The organism is Methylobacterium sp. Leaf102, from assembly GCF_001422425.1.
Taxonomy (GTDB): domain Bacteria; phylum Pseudomonadota; class Alphaproteobacteria; order Rhizobiales; family Beijerinckiaceae; genus Methylobacterium.
The window spans coordinates 197,368-213,894 of sequence record NZ_LMMX01000039.1 but is presented as its reverse complement, the minus strand read 5'-3'; the positions used below and the strand labels follow the sequence as shown (position 1 = coordinate 213,894).

Annotated in this window: 13 protein-coding genes; 5 read left to right on the top strand and 8 right to left on the bottom strand. The window is 70.5% G+C overall.

Annotation, left to right across the window (positions count from 1 at the left end):
* Positions 1–423: 423 nt before the first annotated feature.
* On the bottom strand, positions 424–1,191 hold the full coding sequence (pgeF, locus tag ASF27_RS19790) for a peptidoglycan editing factor PgeF (RefSeq protein WP_056362765.1): 768 nt from the start codon (positions 1,189–1,191) through the stop codon (positions 424–426).
* 182 nt (positions 1,192–1,373) lie between these two features.
* On the opposite strand from pgeF, the gene ASF27_RS19785 reads away from it, so the two are divergent.
* From ASF27_RS19785 to ASF27_RS19775, 3 genes are all read left to right on the top strand, one after another.
* Positions 1,374–1,949 carry a hypothetical protein gene (locus tag ASF27_RS19785; RefSeq protein WP_082479369.1) on the top strand — a complete coding sequence of 192 codons (576 nt, stop codon included), beginning with the start codon at positions 1,374–1,376 and terminating at the stop codon, positions 1,947–1,949.
* Positions 1,950–2,368: 419 nt separating this feature from the next.
* Positions 2,369–3,460, top strand: a complete 1,092-nt coding sequence (locus ASF27_RS19780; protein ID WP_056362762.1) for an aromatic ring-hydroxylating dioxygenase subunit alpha — start codon at positions 2,369–2,371, stop codon at positions 3,458–3,460.
* 50 nt (positions 3,461–3,510) lie between these two features.
* Positions 3,511–4,584 (top strand): MBL fold metallo-hydrolase, encoded by a 1,074-nt coding sequence (locus tag ASF27_RS19775; protein ID WP_056362759.1) that lies wholly within the window; start codon positions 3,511–3,513, stop codon positions 4,582–4,584.
* A gap of 108 nt (positions 4,585–4,692) precedes the next feature.
* Here ASF27_RS19775 and hslU read toward each other — a convergent pair whose 3' ends face one another.
* The 7 genes from hslU to ASF27_RS21875 all read right to left on the bottom strand — a co-directional run bounded on the left by hslU (position 4,693) and on the right by ASF27_RS21875 (position 11,969).
* The gene (gene hslU, locus ASF27_RS19770; RefSeq protein WP_056304397.1) at positions 4,693–6,006 is read right to left on the bottom strand and encodes an ATP-dependent protease ATPase subunit HslU; all 1,314 of its coding nucleotides are present in this window, start codon (positions 6,004–6,006) and stop codon (positions 4,693–4,695) included.
* Positions 6,006–7,127 carry a hypothetical protein gene (locus tag ASF27_RS19765; RefSeq protein ID WP_244481063.1) on the bottom strand — a complete coding sequence of 374 codons (1,122 nt, stop codon included), beginning with the start codon at positions 7,125–7,127 and terminating at the stop codon, positions 6,006–6,008. Before ASF27_RS19765 ends, hslU begins: the two co-directional genes overlap by 1 nt.
* Before the next feature lie 112 nt (positions 7,128–7,239).
* The gene (locus ASF27_RS19760; RefSeq protein WP_056362757.1) at positions 7,240–8,910 is read right to left on the bottom strand and encodes a methyl-accepting chemotaxis protein; all 1,671 of its coding nucleotides are present in this window, start codon (positions 8,908–8,910) and stop codon (positions 7,240–7,242) included.
* Between the two features lie 89 nt (positions 8,911–8,999).
* Complete coding sequence (gene hslV, locus ASF27_RS19755; protein ID WP_056175741.1) at positions 9,000–9,527, bottom strand: ATP-dependent protease subunit HslV; 528 nt, start codon at positions 9,525–9,527, stop codon at positions 9,000–9,002.
* A gap of 120 nt (positions 9,528–9,647) precedes the next feature.
* Positions 9,648–10,670 (bottom strand): HD domain-containing phosphohydrolase, encoded by a 1,023-nt coding sequence (locus ASF27_RS19750; protein ID WP_056362754.1) that lies wholly within the window; start codon positions 10,668–10,670, stop codon positions 9,648–9,650.
* A 172-nt stretch (positions 10,671–10,842) separates the two neighbouring features.
* Complete coding sequence (locus ASF27_RS22510; RefSeq protein WP_056362752.1) at positions 10,843–11,457, bottom strand: TadE/TadG family type IV pilus assembly protein; 615 nt, start codon at positions 11,455–11,457, stop codon at positions 10,843–10,845.
* Complete coding sequence (locus ASF27_RS21875) at positions 11,451–11,969, bottom strand: TadE/TadG family type IV pilus assembly protein (protein ID WP_056175753.1); 519 nt, start codon at positions 11,967–11,969, stop codon at positions 11,451–11,453. The genes ASF27_RS22510 and ASF27_RS21875 overlap by 7 nt, the downstream gene beginning before the upstream one ends.
* Positions 11,970–12,336: 367 nt before the next feature.
* On the opposite strand from ASF27_RS21875, the gene ASF27_RS19735 reads away from it, so the two are divergent.
* The gene (locus ASF27_RS19735; protein WP_056175756.1) at positions 12,337–13,794 is read left to right on the top strand and encodes a TadE/TadG family type IV pilus assembly protein; all 1,458 of its coding nucleotides are present in this window, start codon (positions 12,337–12,339) and stop codon (positions 13,792–13,794) included.
* Complete coding sequence (locus tag ASF27_RS19730; protein WP_244481062.1) at positions 13,791–16,520, top strand: ATP-binding protein; 2,730 nt, start codon at positions 13,791–13,793, stop codon at positions 16,518–16,520. Before ASF27_RS19735 ends, ASF27_RS19730 begins: the two co-directional genes overlap by 4 nt.
* Positions 16,521–16,527: the final 7 nt, after the last annotated feature.

The following is a 16,527-nucleotide window of genomic DNA, read 5'->3' as shown; positions in this document are numbered from 1 at the left end:
CCGTAACCGGCGTTGAAACCGGCGTAGAAGCCCGTCCAGGTGAACACCGGCACCGGCACGAACACCGGCGGAGCCGCGCGGCGCGGAAGGTCGGCGGCGAAAGAAGAACCGGCGATCAGGATGCCGGCGAGCGCGGTGGCGCCGCGAAGAATGGATTTCATAGTATGGTCCTCTACCAATTCGCCCCGCCGCTCCTTTTGGAGGCATCCGGTGCAGTTCCCCGTCTTTAGTCCAGTCGACCGGAAGAAGCTGTGGCTTTGCGAACACGTCGCTTGCCGGGAAGGCGGCCCCATTGTGGCGGTGCCCGCCTCGATCTTCTGGCAACTCGCCGGGCTAACGCGCACCAATGGCCAAGGTTCAACCCTCGACGCGATTCGTTGCATAAAAAGTTCTGCCAGATTGTCGCACCTCGCCCCAAGGTGATCAGACGAGGGTGATGGCCGAGATCAGCCGGCCGTAATCGGCCTCGTGGCGGTGGGTCGCGCGGCGGAAGCTGTAGAAGCGCTCCGCATCGGCATAGGTGCAGAGCCCGAGACTGGAGGCCTGGACGATGCCGGCCTCGGCCAGGCGGGCGGCGATGAACCCCGGCAGATCGAACTGCGCGTGGTCTGGCCGTTCTCCGGCACCCAGGAACGCTTCGCATCCGGGGGATTCGACCCGGAAGCGCGCGATGAAGTCGGGGCCGACCTCGTAGGCGGCCTGCGCGATCGTCGGCCCGAGCACGGCGACGATGCCGGGCCGGCGCGCGCCCAACCCTTCCATACCCTGGACCGTAGCCTCGATCACGCCCGTGAGAGCGCCTTTCCAGCCGGCATGGGCGGCGCCGACGACGCCATTCTCCGCGTCGGCGAACAGGATCGGTCCGCAATCGGCCGTGGCGATTCCGAGCGCGAGGCCGCGCACCCGCGTCACCATGGCGTCGGCCTGCGGCCGCGCCGCGTGGGGAATGGGGGCCTCCACCACCACGGCCTTGGCGGAATGGACCTGATACAGGCTGGCGAGGTTCTCCGGTGCCACGCCGAGGGCCGTGCACATCCGGGACCGGTTCTCGGTGACACGCGCCGGATCGTCGGCCGAGCCGAGGCCGCCGTTGAGGGAGGCGTAGAGCCCGTCCGAGACGCCGCCCTCCCGGGTGAAGAAGGCGTGGCGCAGGCCCGGCAGGGCCCGCAATTCTGGGGCTTCGAGGAACATGGTCGTTGGCTCCGGCGACGGGGAGGCCTCGATACCCTGTTCCGGACAGCGCGACGACCATCCCGGCATTCGCCGGGTGCCACCCCAAACATCCGAGCCGCCCGTAACGGTTCGCGCGCCGAATTTCACACTTCGTTAAGCATATTTTGATCGGATGCTCGCGAAAGCCGAGGACACATCCGATGTCGGAACCCGCCCGCCAATTCCCGCCCAACGATCAGCCGGGTCGTCCCCAGCCGGGTCCGCTCCGGGATTGGCTCGCCGCGATGAAGGCGGTGACGGCCACCCAGGCGGCGCAGGCCTCGCGCCCCGCCGGCATGCCGCAGCCCGTCGAAGAGGTGGCCGAGCCGCAGGCCGAGGCCCCGGCCTGGACCCCCCGCGTCGTCGCACCGAGCGCGGCGACGCCGGCGCCCCTCGTCGATTCCGAGACCGATCTCTCGGACCTGATGGCCGAGAATCTGATGCTGAAGGCCAAGCTGAAGGTCGAGTTCGAGCGCTACGACAGCCTCCAGGCAGTCCTGGCGGACGAGCTGCGGGGCCTGCGTGGCCATGTCGAGTCCGAAATGCAGGCCCTCGACGAGGTCCGCGCCGAGCGCGATCAGCTCAAGGCCCTCACGGCCGCCGCCGCCAGCGAAATGCGCGAGATGCGCACCAAGATCAACGCCAACGCCGAGGAGCTCGCTCAGGCCCGCTCGGAGCGGGATCTCTGGATGGCCCGGGCCGAAACCCTGGCCCAGCCCTTGTTCCAGCGTCGCTGAACCGACATCCAAGGCAAAGCCGCAGGCTCGTCTTCAGGCAAGCCGCAGGCGCGCCAGACAGGCCGAAGGCCCGCCCCTTTCGGGGCGGGCCTTCCATTGCCGGACCACTCGTTGTCCGGCCGATCCCTTGTTCTTCCCGCCGAGGCGCTAGTAGGCAGCGCCGGAGGCGACGGTCCAGGTCAGGGTGGCCGGGGAGAGCGGCTGATGACAATGAGACACTGGATCACCTCCTTTCGTTCGTTGCGACTGAGGGCAAGGTAGGGGTCGGATCGGGATTTGAAAAGGGCCCCGGTTGCGCCCTTCCGCCGCTCCCCTCCAGACCCGGGCGGGCCGAGGTGGACTTGAAGTCGACTGGCCACGGCGAGGCCCCAAGTCTAAGACGCTGGCACCCGCCCGGGAGGGCGTGCCCGGAACCCGCCATGTCCGCCAGCCCCAGCCCGCGCGCTCCGGCGCCCGACGAGGCCGCCCTCGATCCCGATGCCATGCGCCAGCCGCTCGGCGACGCGTGGTACTGCGTCGCCCGCTCCGACGGTCTGAAGCCCGGCAGCCTCAAGGCGGTGGAACTCAACGGCGAGCAGATCGTCCTCGGCCGCGACACCGCCGGAGCCGTCTTCGCACTCCGGGATCGCTGCCCCCACCGCGGCATGGCCCTGTCGAAGGGCCGCTTCGACGGCGGCGCCCTGACCTGCCCGTTCCACGGCTGGCGCTTCGGCACCGACGGGCGCTGCCGCGACGTGCCGACCCTGTCCTCCTCCGACGCCGCCGATTTTTCGAAGATCGCGGTGCAGCGCTTCCCCGTCCGCGAGAGCGCGGGCTTCGCCTGGGTCAATTCGTATCTTGGGAGCCCGTCCGGCACCGACGTGCCGGCCCTGCCCGAACTCGGGTTCGAGGCCGCCGGCCGTGTCGTCATCGAACTCGTGGTCGAGGCCTCGTTCGATCTCACCACCTTGAGTCTCGTCGATCCCGGCCACGTCGCGTTCGTGCACGATTCCTGGTGGTTCCGCCCGTCGAAGGAACTGCGCGAGAAGGTGAAGACCTTCACGCCGACGCCGCACGGCTTCACCATGACGAGCCACGCCACCACCACGAGTTCGCCGGTCTATCGGCTGCTCGGCGGCGCCCCGGCGGTGGAGATCGAGTTCCGCCTGCCCGGCGTGCGGCTGGAGCGGATCGTGGCGGGGGCCAAGCGCGTGGCGAACTACACCTTCGCCACGCCGCTCACCCACAACCGCACCCTGCTGACCAACGCCCTGTACTGGAACATGCCGGCGCTGAACCTGCTGAAGCCCGTGGCCCGCCCGCTGATGCGCCAGTTCCTGACCCAGGACCAGCAGGTGCTCCAGCACGCCCAAGCCGGCCTCGACCGGAAGCCCACCATGGTGCTGTTCGGCCAGGGCGATCTGCCCTCGCAATGGTACTTCCGCCTGAAGCGCGAGGCCCTCGCCGCCGCCCGCGAGGGCCGGCCGTTCCGCAATCCCCTAGCGACGCAGGAACTGCGCTGGCGCTCTTGAACCGCAGCGTGGCCGCTTGAACGGCCGCGTGCACCAGCCATCTCGGGTGGATGAAGCGCAACGATCTGATCACGGCCCTCAGCGCCGCCACGGTGATGACCCTCGGGGGCGTCGGCTATGCGGCGCACAAGCGCACGCGCAACCCGTATTACTGGGGGCCGAAGAGCGATCATTTCGACGGCCTGCGCTTCCACGGGCCGGACCAGCCCGCCGACAAGGATCTCTCGGACATCGCCCGCTGGCGCCGCCGGCGCGGCATCGACAGTCCGGTGCGGGCCCTGTGGCCGAAGCACCATCCGAGCCCGTTCCGGGACCGGCCGCCCGAGCGGTTCGCGGGACTGCGCGTCACCCTCATCGGGCACGCGAGCTACCTGTTCCAGGTGGCGGGGCGCAACATCCTGGTCGACCCGGTCTACGCGAACCGGGCCAGCCCGGTGCGGTTCGCGGGCCCCAAGCGCGTCAACCCGCCCGGCATCGCCTATGCCGACCTCCCGCCCATCGACGTGGTCCTGATCACCCACAACCACTACGACCACCTCGACGGCCCCACCGCCGCGCGCCTGTGGCAGGCGCATCAGCCGCTCATTCTGGCGCCGCTGGGCAACGACGCGATCCTGCGGGCCTACGACGACACCATGCATGTGGAGACCCGCGACTGGGGCGAAGCGATCGACCTCGGCGGCGGCCTCACGGTGCATGTCACGCCGGCCAATCACTGGTCGGCGCGTGGGCTCAACGACAAGCGCATGGCCTTGTGGTGCTCGTTCGTGCTGACGACGCCGGTGGGCGTGCACTACCATTCGGGCGACACCGGATTTCGCGATGGCGCGATCTTTCGAGACGCCCGCGAGCGCTTCGGCCCGCCCCGCCTCGCGACGCTCCCCATCGGCGCCTACGAGCCACGCTGGTTCATGAAGGACGCGCACATGGACCCGGCGGAGGCCGTAGCGGCCGGGCTGCTGCTCGGCGCCGACCAGATGCTCGGCCACCATTGGGGCAGCTTCCAGCTCACCGACGAGGGGATCGAGCAACCCGTCGAGGCCCTGGCGGTGGCGTGCGCCGAGAACGGGATCGCGCCGGAGCGCTTCCGGGCGTTCCGGCCGGGCGAGGTCTGGCAGGGCTGACGCCCTGCCACCTTACAGGACGAACCGGCTGACGCCCTGCCGCCTCACAGGACGAACCGGCTGACGCCCTGCCGCCTCACAGGATGAACCGGCTGACGCCCTGCCGCCTCACAGAATGAACCGGCTCAGGTCCGCGTTCGCCGCCAGGCTCTCGACCCGCGCGCGGACGTAGGCGGCGTCGATGGGCACGGTCTCGCCGGACCGGTCGGTGGCGGTGAACGAGATCTCGTCGATGACGCGCTCCAGCACCGTCTGGAGGCGGCGGGCGCCGATGTTCTCCACTGAATTGTTCACGTCCACCGCGACCTTGGCCAGGGCATCCACCGCGTCGTCGCTGAATTCGAGGGTCACGCCCTCGGTCTGCATCAGCGCCACGGTCTGCTTCAGCAGGCTCGCCTCCGTGGTGGTGAGGATCTGCTTGAAATCCTCCACCGTGAGGGGCTGCAGCTCGACGCGGATCGGCAGGCGCCCTTGCAATTCCGGCAGGAGGTCGGACGGCTTCGAGACGTGGAAGGCGCCGCTGGCGATGAACAGGATGTGGTCGGTCTTCACCGGCCCGTGCTTCGTCGCCACCGTGGTCCCCTCGATCAACGGCAGCAGATCGCGCTGCACGCCCTCGCGGGACACGTCGGCGGACGAGCGACCCTCCTTGGCGCAGATCTTGTCGATCTCGTCGAGGAAGACGATGCCGTTGTCCTCGACCTCGCGGATCGCCTCCTGGGTCAGGGATTCGGTGTCGACGAGCTTGTCGGATTCCTCGGCCAGCAGGGGCGCGTAGGCCTCCTTCACGGTCATCCGCCGGGGCTTGCCCTTCTGGCCGCCGAGCGCCTTGCCGAGCATGTCGCCGAGGTTGACCGCGCCCATGGACGCACCCGGCATGCCCGGGATCTCGAACATCGGCAGGCCGCCGGACGGGTTGCCGCTGAGTTCGATCTCGACCTCCTTGTCGTCGAGTTCGCTCGCCCGCAGCTTCTTGCGGAAGCTGTCGCGGGTGGCCTGACCGGAGGTAGGGCCGACCAGGGCATCGAGGATGCGGCCCTCGGCCGCCGCCTCGGCCTTGGCCTTCACGGCGCGGCGCTTCTCCTCGCGCTTCAGGCCGATGCCGACCTCGACGAGGTCGCGCACGATCTGCTCCACGTCGCGGCCGACATAGCCGACCTCGGTGAACTTCGTGGCCTCGATCTTGAGGAACGGCGCGCCGGCCAGGCGCGCGAGGCGGCGGGCGATCTCGGTCTTGCCGCAGCCGGTGGGGCCGATCATCAGGATATTCTTCGGCGCGACCTCTTCGCGCAAAGGACCGGTCAATTGCTGGCGGCGCCAGCGGTTGCGCAGCGCGATGGCGACGGCGCGCTTGGCGTCGGCCTGGCCGACGATGAAGCGATCGAGTTCCGAAACGATCTCGCGGGGGGAGAAACTGGTCATCACGCTCCGATCGGGTGCGGCAGCCGGGCTGCCCAAGGGCGGGGGAGGGCGCGCAGGATTCGGGCCCGCAGGGGATGCCAGCCGGCGCTCAGAAGAAGGATGAAGGTGCCGAGGGCGAGGAGCGCCAAGGGCAGAACGTTGCCCGTGATTCCGATCTCACGCAGGAGGGCGTCGAACGAAAGGCCGGCATAGACCAGGCTCGACACGAGAATCGCCCGCCGGTCCGTCACAAGGGCAACGCTGGCTAACCCGAGGACGATGGCGAGAATTGGAAAGGCCAAGCCGATCTGCGAGGTGTTCCCATTCGCGACAGCGCTGAGTACCGGATGGACGATCATCGGGGCCGCAAGGAGGTGGAGCCAGAAGGCGATGTCGGTCCGGCGCGTCAACCGCCGGGGATCCGACAGGTCGAAACGCATCGCGAGCGCGAAGGTCCCGAGGCCCGCGGCACTCAGCAGCCAGGGCAGCCGGTCGTAGGCGAAGAACGGATCGACGGCGGCGACGAGACCAAGGAGCAGGCCGATCAGGGCCGCCGTTCCCGCCGCGATGGTGATGGGCACCTTGAAGCGCCAGTAATGCAGCCCCACGAGAAGCAGCGTGACGAGGCCGGTACCAATCAACGGCCGCGCTTCCGGATGACCGCGAAACACGAGATCGAACAACGTCGTCCCCCGTGAGGCCTCCGTATCCGGATCGACCAGTGTGAAGCCGGCGGCGTTATAGGTCGCCAGTGCGAAGACCACGAGTAGGACGATGCTCGGCAAGGCCATGCGTCTGCGTCGCGTGAAGAACTCCGCGAGCACCCAGGCCTCGATGGCGACTAGACCGTAACCGCCGACCGGCCCCAGCCGATCTATCCCGAGATAACCGGTGGTGCCGAAGAACAGTACGAGGCCAAGGGTCACAAAGATATCGGCGAACCCCGTGACGAAGCGCAGGCGCTCGTCGTCGCGGGGCTCGTCCTGGGCGGCGACGTCCTCGCGCGCCAATCGGTCGAGGGCCAAGGCCTGATCGTCGGTGATGATCCCGCGTGCCACCCCGGCGCGCAGGAGCACCGCATGATTCGGCAGCGGGCCGTCGCCCGGGAGGGCGAGGGCGGAGGCGGTCGGGGGCTGTTCCACGCTGCCGACTTAAGCGCGCCGGGGCTGCCTTACCAGGGTGCGGCCGGGCTCACGCCGCCCGGACGCGGGCTCACGCCGCCCGGACGCGGGCTCACGCCGCCCGGACGCGGGGTCAGGCCGCCCGGATGGTGCCGACGAAGCCCGTGACCTCGCCGTCGAGGGTGGTGGTCTGGCGCGCGAGTTCGGCCGCCGCGCCGAGGACCCGGGCCGCGCCCGTGCCGACTTCGGCCGCGGCGGCGCGCACCTGCCCCATGGTCCGGGTCACCTCCTGGGTGCCGTGGGCGGCGTCGGAGATGCTGCGGGCGATGGCCTGGGTGGCGGTCTGCTGCTCCTCGACGGCGGCGGCCACCCCCTGGGCGATGCCGTGGACGCTGCCGATGGTGGTCCCGATCTCCGCGATGGCCTCGACGGTCTCGCGGGTCGCGGCCTGGATCGTGGCGATCTGGGCGGTGATCTCCTGTGTCGCCTGGGCGGTCTGGGACGCCAGGTCCTTCACCTCGGCGGCGACCACGGCGAAGCCGCGCCCGGACTCGCCGGCACGGGCCGCCTCGATGGTGGCGTTGAGGGCGAGAAGATTGGTCTGGCCGGCGATGTTCGAGATCAGGGCGACGACATCGCCGATGCGGGCGGCGCTGCCGGCGAGCACGTCGACCCGCGCATGGGTGCGCCGGGCGCTCTCCACGGCGCCGGCGGCGGCGGCCGAGGTGTGCGCCACCTGCTGGCCGATGGCGTCGGCGGTGGCGGCGAGTTCCTCGGTCGCCGCCGCCACCGCCTGGACGTTGAGGGCGGTGGCATTGGCCGCCTGCATGACGGCGCTCGACTGGGCGTCGGCGTGCTCGGCGTTGCGGGCCATCGTCCGGGCGGTCTCCTCCAGGGCGGCGGCCGCCCCCGACAGGGTGCCGACGAGGCCGCCGACGCTGCCCTGGAACCGATCGGCGAGGTCGACCCGATCGGCCCGGCGCCGCGCGCTCGCATCCGTGGAGGCCCGGTCCCCATCGATCCGCAGGGTCTCGGCCTGCCGCATGGCGGTGGCGAACACCGCCATGCTGCGCTGGATGTCGCCGATCTCGTCGCGGCGCGGCGTCATGGCGGCGAGCTGGTGATCGCCTTCGGACAGGCGCCGGATCGCGGCGGCGACGCCCACCAGGGGGCGGGCGATCTGGCTGTTGCCGACGCCGACGCCGATGAGCAGGCAGGCGAGGGGCCCACCGATCGCGAGGGCGACGAGGAGCACGATGCGCTGATCGTAGAGGCTGTCGGTGGCGCGCTCGATGGCGGTGAGGCGGGACAGGCTGTCGGCCACCAGGGCGTCGATGCTGTCCTGGTAGGCCTGCCGATTGGCGCGGTTCGCTTCCGTGAAGCCCTGGTCGGCGGCGGCCTTCGGCGAGACCTCGGTGCCGAGGCGCGCGGTCTCGAGGCGCAGCGGCGTGAAGGCGGCGGCCCCTTCGGCCACCTTGGCGAACAGCGCCTCCTCGGCCGGCGTGAGGCGGGCCGGCCAGGCCGCCAGGACCGCGTTCATGTCCGTGAGGTTCTGGCGCAGGCGCGCGGCGTATTTCACCGCATCGGCGGTGTCCTTGGCGGCGTAGATCCCGCGGGACTCGAGGGCGATGGTGGTGACGTGGCGGTTGAGCCGGGCGGCGTCGAGGGCGCGTTGGGTCGCGAGACGCCCCTGCTCGATGGCGGTGTCGAACGCCCGCAGGGTGAAGACCCCGACGCCCGCCACGAGAAGCGTCACCGCGCTGCAGGCGATGACGAACGCCAGAATCTTCGCCCTGATCCGCATGATCTTCGACTCCCCAGAACAGCTTTTCGCGTCAGTTTGGGGGGAATCTCGAAAAGGTTCGTTAATCGTACGAGACTTCGCTCAGTCCATCATGCATCCAAAGCCTCGATGACGAGACTGTGATTCGTATAGACGCAGATTTCGGCCGCGATCCCCATCGCCCGCCGGACGATGGTTTCTGCGTCGTGCTGTCCATCTTCGAGGGCGCGGGCGGCGGCAAGGGCGTAGTTGCCACCCGAACCGATGGCCATGACGCCGTGCTCCGGCTCGAGGACATCGCCGGACCCCGAGAGCAGCAGGCTGACCTCGCGGTCGGCGACCAGCATCATGGCTTCGAGGCGGCGCAGGTAGCGGTCCGTGCGCCAATCCTTGGTGAGCTCGACGCAGGCGCGGGTGAGCTGGCCCGGATACTGTTCGAGCTTGGCTTCCAGCCGTTCGAACAGCGTGAAGGCGTCGGCCGTGGCGCCGGCGAAGCCGCCGATCACCGCGCCCTTGGCCAGCCGCCGCACCTTGCGGGCGTTGCCCTTCACGATGGTCTGGCCGAGGCTGACCTGACCGTCGCCGCCGATGACGACGCGCCCGCCCTTGCGCACCATCAGGATCGTCGTCGCGTGCATCTGCGGCGGGCCGCCGGATTCGTGTGCCGAGCTCGTCCCGTATGCCAAGTGGTCTCTCCCGTGTGCGTGTCCGGCCGGGAGATAGGTCGTCGGGCCGCCGGGCGCCAACCGGGGACGGGATCAGGCCGGCGTCCCGCCCTTCGGCAGCATCCGGGCGAAGGCCGCGACGCAGGCCGGGTCGAAATGCGAGCCCGCGTTGGCCAGGATGTGGTTGAGGGCTTCCCGCTCGCTCCAGGCCTTCTTGTAGGGCCGGTCGGAGGTGAGGGCGTCGAACACGTCGGCGACGGCGACGATGCGGCCCGACAGGGGAATCGCCTCGCCGGCGAGGCCCGCCGGGTAGCCGCTGCCGTCCCAGCGCTCGTGGTGGGTGGCGGCGATCTCGGCGGCGCGCTGCATGAGGAGGGACGACGAACCCTCGAGGATGCGACGGCCGCGCTCGGCGTGGCGCTCCATCTCGGTGCGCTCTTCGGGCGTCAGGGGGCCGGGTTTCAGCAGGATGGTGTCCGGCACGCTGATCTTGCCGACGTCGTGCATGGTCGAGGCGAGGCTGAGCTGCTCGACCTCGGCGTCGGGCAGGTCGAGGCCGCGGGCGATGAGGGCGACGAGCCCGGCCACCCGCGCGACGTGGTTGCCGGTCTCGTTGTCGCGATGCTCGGCGGCCTTCATCAGCATCAGCACGATCTCGCGCTCGCGGGCGGCGATGAGGGCGGTGGCCGCCTTGACCTCGCGGTCGAGCCAGGCGGCGCGCTCCCGTTCTCCGATGCGGGCGCGGTTGAGGGCGAGCAGGTTCGACACCCGTGCGCGGATCTCGATGGGGTCGAAGGGCTTGGCCAGGAAATCCGTGGCGCCGGCCTCCAGGGCCTCCCGGCGCAGGCTGCGCTGGTCGAGGCTCGTCACCATCACCACCGGAACGTGCTCGAAGCCCGGCACGGCGCGGGCGGCGCGGATGAACGCGACGCCGTTCATGCCCGGCATGTCGTAATCCGAGATCGCCAGCCCGATGGCGTCGGCATTGGCGGCGACGAAGGCCAGGGCGTCCGCCGGCCGCGTGAAGTCGCGCACGATGCAGTCCGGAATCGTCCGGATGGCCTCGGCCATCAGCATGTTGTTCAGGGGGGCGTCGTCGAGGACGAGAACGAACATCGCGTGGCCTTGAGATCCCGGACCGCCATCGTACGCCCGGGGGCCGAGCCCCCGCCGTGCCGTGCGGTCGCGCTCGTTTTCTGGACTATCGGCGCCGTCTTGGCTGCCCGTCGCGTGCCACAGGGTGAATGAAATCTTCCGGCCGGCGCCATTTCGCTTCACCGGACGGGCCTCAGGGCGGGCAGGGCAGCCCACCCGGCAGCACGATCTCGGGACTTTCGCTGGCGTAGCGCCGGCCGTAGCGCACGGGCCACAGGGTCTTGCGCACGAGGTCGAGGCCCGACACCGCGTCCCGGAACACGCCCGGCCCCGAGACGGGCCGGTAGGTGCTGGTGATCTCGACGAGGATGAGCCGGGTGCCGGCGGGCTGGGTCGCCTCGGTGTCGCTCACCGGCGCCGGGGCCTCGGGCGCGCGCAGGGGCGAACCGGACGCCGCCGCGCTCGAGCACACCCGCAGGGGCCCGGGCTCGGTGCCGCCGGGGACGCCGACGGCGCTGATGGTGATGCGGACCCCGTCGGCGGCGTAGGGCGCGAGAACGATGGCGGCCGCCCGGAAGATGTCCTCGACCTCCGCCGAGGTCGGACGGGTGCGCTGGGACAGGGTATCGCCGATGGTGCGGGACAGGATGTCGAGCTTGCGCGCGTGGCGCAGGACGTTGGTGATCTCGACGGTGCCGAAGTAGAGCAGCAGCAGGACCGGGATCAGGAGGGCGAACTCGACGATGGCCACGCCGTCGCGTTGCCCGGCGAGGCGACGCGCTGCGCTCCGTGCGGCCCGGCTCAGCATCCGCTCGCGACGGGGGAATTGCCTTCGAGCTGGATCACCGCCGCCGCATTGATGAGGCGGCTGCCGTCTCGGAACTGGCCCGGGGCGATCCCGAAGGGCTGGAACGTGTGCTGGGCCAGCGCCGCCTGGACCACGACGACGCTGCCCTTCAGCAGGCACCCGTGCTGGGTCCCGAAGCCCGGCCGCCAGTCCTTCGTGGCGGCATCGACCGGAGAGGCGCGGTCGACGCTGGCGAAGCTGTCGTAGGCAGCGACATCGACCTTGAGGGCGTCGCATTTCACGAAGGGAGCGACCTGCCGGCACAGCTCCGTGCGGACCCCGTCGAGGGGCGAGCCGCCCGAGCCGTCGGCGCGGACGTAGAATTGCCGCATCGCGCTGTCGAGGCCGTTGTCGAGGGAGGCCGTGATCCAGTGCACGAGGGCGTTCTCGAGGACGAACAGAATGACCACGAAGAGCGGGACGATCACCACGGCGAACTCGACGGCCGCGGCCCCGCCCGTGTCCCGGCGCAACCGCCCGGCCAGACCCCGGACTCGTCGATGCGCCCCGATGGGACGTGTCTCGCCCGCGTGCCCGGCCTCCGTTGCATCCGGAGCCGCGCAGCTTCGTGTTCGGCGGTGAGCGGCGGGCGGAAACACGGGCGTGAGGGGAACCTGCGCGCGGCGCGACGGCGACACGCTCGCAACGGGATCGCATGGCGGCGGTTAATTCACCGTGTGCGCCAGCATCGATCCGCCGACGATAACGTGTTCGTCAACCGATAACCTTAAAATTTATCAGGATGGCTGTTCGAAGTTGTCTCGCCTCGGCGGCGCAACTTCGCGAGGTTTATTCAATCTCAACCGGTCCGTGCCCATTCCTAGGCATGGGAGCTGAAAGATGAGCCGGTCGTTCGCCGAATTCGCCAGGGACAAGCGCGGCGGCATCGTGTTGATCTTCGCGCTGCTGCTTCCCGTCGTGACGGGGATGAGCGCCGCGGCCGTGGAATACGGGTCCCTGGTCAAGCGCCGGTCCGAGCTCCAGCGCGCGGCCGACAGCGGCGCCATCGCGGGCGTCAACCAGTTCAAGCTCGCCAACACCGACGATGCCAGCGCGGTCCGCACCGCCATCGCCATGGCCCGCGCCCAGGCCGGGAATCAGCGTCCCGTCGCGGCGGCGGCGGAGGTGGTGGGTACGCATTCCGGCGTGCGCGTCACTCTCTCGGAGACCATCGTCCTCACCCTCGGCCGGCTCCTGAACCTGCCGAGCCTGGACGTCCGGGTCCAGTCGACGGCCAAGCTCGCCGGCACCACCCGCCTGTGCCTCCTCGCCCTGGACGGCCTGTCCATGGGCGCGTTCCACCTCGAGAGTGCCGCGCGGATCACCGCCTCGGATTGCTCGCTCTACTCGAACTCGATCAATCCCGCCGGCATCCAGGGCGAGAACGCCGCCGTGGCGCAGGCCATCTCGATCTGCTCGGCCGGCGGCTATGCCGGCCGGGCGAACTTCTCACCCCAGCCCGCCACGGGCTGTCCGGTCATGCGCGACCCCCTCGCGCACCTCCCGGCTCCGAGGATCGAGCCGTGCCTCGACCTCGGGAGCCTGCTCAACCCGAAGAAGTACGTCGAGGACCCCGACAATCCGGCCTACGGCAAGAACATCGTCACCACCGTGGCGACCCTGAATCCGGGAACCTATTGCGGCGGCCTCCACATCACCAAGGGCGCGACGGTGACGCTCCGGCCGGGGGTCTACGTGATGAAGGACGGGCCCCTGGTGGTCGACAAGAAGAGCTCCCTGGAGGGGGTCAACGTCGGCTTCTACTTCACCGGCCCGCGGGCGGGCCTGCTGTTCGACGAGAAGAGCGTCATCAGCCTCACCGCGCCCAAGGAAGAGCCCATGCGCGGATTGCTGTTCTTCGAGGAGCGGAACCTCGTCGCCGAGGCCGTGTCCAGCTCCCTCGTCGGCTCCCTCCTCGGGGGCGTCGGCGGCGTCGTCAACGGCGTCGGCAGTCTCGCCACGGGTGTGGTCGGCCTCGTGGTGGAACTCCCGCCGCCGCTGGGCGGCAAGGGCAAGCCGAAGCCGCCGCCCGGCGGGCCGCTGCCGTTGCGCGAATACCGCATCATCAGCGACGAGGCGCGGACCCTGCTCGGCACCATCTACCTGCCTTCGGGTCGACTCATCATCGATTCGAAGAGGCCGGTGGCCGATCAATCCGCCTACACGGTGATCATCGCCCGGCTCATCAACCTGTACGACGGCCCCAACCTCGTCCTCAACGCCCGGTACGGCGCCACCGACGTTCCGGTGCCCCGGGGCGTCGGCCCGAGTTCGGCCAACACGGAGCTCTCCCAGTGACCGCGCCGGCCGCGTCCGCGCGCCCTCGGCGCCTGCCCGTGTTCCGCTCCCTCGCGGGGCGGCTGGCGCTGGCGGTGTTCGCGTCCGTCGCCCTCGCCCTCGCGGCGGCGGCGGCGTTCAACCTGTGGCAGGAGGTCCATCGCTACGCCGAGGCCAAGCGCGACGCCCTCTCGACCATCGCGCAGGTCTTCGCCGCGTCGAGCGCCCGGGCCGTCTCCGAAGGCGATGCCGCGGAGGCGACGCGCACGCTCAGCGCCATCGCCCGCCGGCCCGACCTCGTCTACGCGGGCATCGAGCGCCCGGACGGCTCGACCCTGGCGGACCAGGGGCTCGCCATCCGCCTCGACAGCGACGTCGACCTCGATGCCGGCGGCTCGCCCCTGTGGCTGCTCGGCAGCCGGACCGCGCAGGTGCGCGTCGCGATCCTGCATGCCGGCCTCACCGTCGGCACCCTCGTGCTCGTCGCCGACACCACCGACCTGATCGACCGGCTCCTCACGATCCTGAAGGCGTCGGCTCTGGCCTCGGCCCTGGCGCTGGCCCTCGGCCTCGCCGTCTCGTACGGCCTGCACCGCTCCATCACACAGCCCATCGCCGAACTCGCCGCCACCATGGACCGGGTCCGCGCGGCCGAGGATTACGGCGAGGTCGCCCGCATCGTGCGCGACGACGAGGTCGGCGTGCTGGCTCGCACCTTCAACACCCTGCTGGGCACCGTGCGCGAGCGCGGCGACCGCCTCGCCCGCCACATGGAGCGCCTGGAAAGCGACATCGCCGCGCGCACGGCCGACCTGCACGAGGCCAAGGAGGCGGCCGAAGCCGCCAACGGCGCGAAATCGTCCTTCCTCGCCACCATGAGCCACGAGATCCGCACGCCCCTGAACGGCATGCTGGTGATGGCGGAACTGCTCGCCGCCGCCGACCTGCCCGACCGGCAGAAGCGCTACGCCGAGGTCATCGCCCGTTCGGGCCAGAATCTGCTGGCCATCATCAACGACATCCTCGATTTCGCGAAGGTCGAGGCCGGCAAGATCGACCTCGAGCGCATCGCGCTCGCGCCCGCCGAGATCGTCGATACGGTGGTGTCGCTGTTCGCCGAGAAGGCCCGCGAAGCGAACCTCGATCTCGCGGCCTTCATCGCGCCCGACGTGCCCCGTCAGATCGTCGGCGATCCCGTGCGCCTGGGGCAGATCCTCTCGAACTTCGTCAACAACGCCCTGAAATTCACGCCGCAAGGCCACGTGCTGGTGCGCCTCGAACGGGCCGGCCCGGACCGCCTGCGCCTCAGCGTGCGCGACACCGGGATCGGCATTCCCGCGTCGAAGGTCGGCACCATCTTCTCGGCCTTCTCGCAGGCCGACCAATCCACCACACGCCGCTTCGGCGGCACCGGCCTCGGCCTCTCCATCGCCCACCGCCTCGCGCTGGCCATGGGCGGCACCATGGGGGTCGACAGCGTCCTGGGCGAGGGCTCGACCTTCTGGGCCGAACTCCCCCTGGAGGCCGTGGACGATGCGGTCAGGGCAGATCGGCGCGCCGACGGCATCCCGGCATTCGTCGTTGTGGCGCATGCGGGCGCCGCCAGCGTCGCGAGCCTGTGCGAGCGCCTGGTCGCGGCCGGCTTCGTGCCGGTCGCCGCCGATGCGCCGCAGGCCGCGACCGCCCACTGGATCGCCGATGCGGCCGATCTCGTCGCCCTCGGTCGCCGTCCGTCGGCGACGGGCCGGGTGCTCGCCATCGCCCGCATGGGCGATCCGGCCGCCGGCACGGTGCTGGGGGCGGGCTTCGCCGACGACCTCCTCCGCTGGCCCGTGGTCCAGGACGAATGGGACCGGGCCCTCGGCGCCCTGGCCAGCGGCGCCCCCTTCGCCGCAGCGGCGCGGACCGGGCTCGCCGGCGCGGCCCTGGCCCAGTTCCCCGGCGCGCGGGTGCTGGTGGCCGACGACAGCGCCGTCAACCGCGAGGTCGCCTGCGCGGCCCTGGCACGCTGCGGCATCACGCGGATCGTCACGGTGGTCGACGGGCGCGAGGCCGTGGAGGCGTGCCGCGCGCAGGCGTTCGATCTCGTCCTCATGGACGGCAGCATGCCGGTGCTCGACGGCTACGACGCCGCCCGCGCGATCCGGGCCGAAGAGGCTTCGTCCGGCCGGCGCATCCCCATCGTGGCGCTCACCGCCCACGTGATCGGCGCGGCGGCCGAGGCCTGGCGCGACGCCGGCATGGACGGCACGCTGACCAAACCCTTCACCCTGGCGGCGCTCGCCGCGATGCTGTCGCGCGTTCTCGATCCCGAGGCGATGAGTTCCGATGCAATCGCGCCCGATGACCCCGGTGCCGAGCCCGATGGCCTCCTCGACGACGAGGTGGTGAACGGCCTCGTCGAAATGGCACTATCCGCCGGCAGCGGGTTCGCCGAGCGCATCGTCGCCCTCTACGCCGAGCACGCCCCCGTCGCCCTGGTGGAGATCGCGGCGGCTTGCGCGGCGGGCGACGCGCCCGCGCTCGCCAGTGCGGCCCACAGCCTCAAGTCCATGAGTCTGAACATCGGCGGCCGGGCCCTGGCGGCACGCCTCGCCGTCCTGGAGGAGGACGCCCGCTCGGGCGGTGTCCCGCCCGACGCCGAGACCCTGGCGGCCATCGAAATTCTGACCACCGACACCCTGGCGGCGATCACCGAGCGGATGCGGGTGCCGGAGGCGTCGGGACCGGATCCCATCGCTGCGTGAAGCGCAT

Excerpts from the sequence above, each read along its gene's own strand:
- ASF27_RS19750 (WP_056362754.1), bottom strand. The coding sequence starts at position 10,670 with ATGTTCGTTCTCGTCCTCGACGACGCCCCCCTGAACAACATGCTGATG.
- ASF27_RS19760 (WP_056362757.1), bottom strand. The coding sequence starts at position 8,910 with ATGCGGATCAGGGCGAAGATTCTGGCGTTCGTCATCGCCTGCAGCGCG.
- ASF27_RS19785 (WP_082479369.1), top strand. The coding sequence starts at position 1,374 with ATGTCGGAACCCGCCCGCCAATTCCCGCCCAACGATCAGCCGGGTCGT.
- ASF27_RS22510 (WP_056362752.1), bottom strand. The coding sequence starts at position 11,457 with ATGCTGAGCCGGGCCGCACGGAGCGCAGCGCGTCGCCTCGCCGGGCAA.
- hslU (WP_056304397.1), bottom strand. The coding sequence starts at position 6,006 with ATGACCAGTTTCTCCCCCCGCGAGATCGTTTCGGAACTCGATCGCTTC.
- ASF27_RS19735 (WP_056175756.1), top strand. The coding sequence starts at position 12,337 with ATGAGCCGGTCGTTCGCCGAATTCGCCAGGGACAAGCGCGGCGGCATC.
- pgeF (WP_056362765.1), bottom strand. The coding sequence starts at position 1,191 with ATGTTCCTCGAAGCCCCAGAATTGCGGGCCCTGCCGGGCCTGCGCCAC.
- ASF27_RS19775 (WP_056362759.1), top strand. The coding sequence starts at position 3,511 with ATGAAGCGCAACGATCTGATCACGGCCCTCAGCGCCGCCACGGTGATG.
- ASF27_RS19780 (WP_056362762.1), top strand. The coding sequence starts at position 2,369 with ATGTCCGCCAGCCCCAGCCCGCGCGCTCCGGCGCCCGACGAGGCCGCC.
- hslV (WP_056175741.1), bottom strand. The coding sequence starts at position 9,527 with ATGCACGCGACGACGATCCTGATGGTGCGCAAGGGCGGGCGCGTCGTC.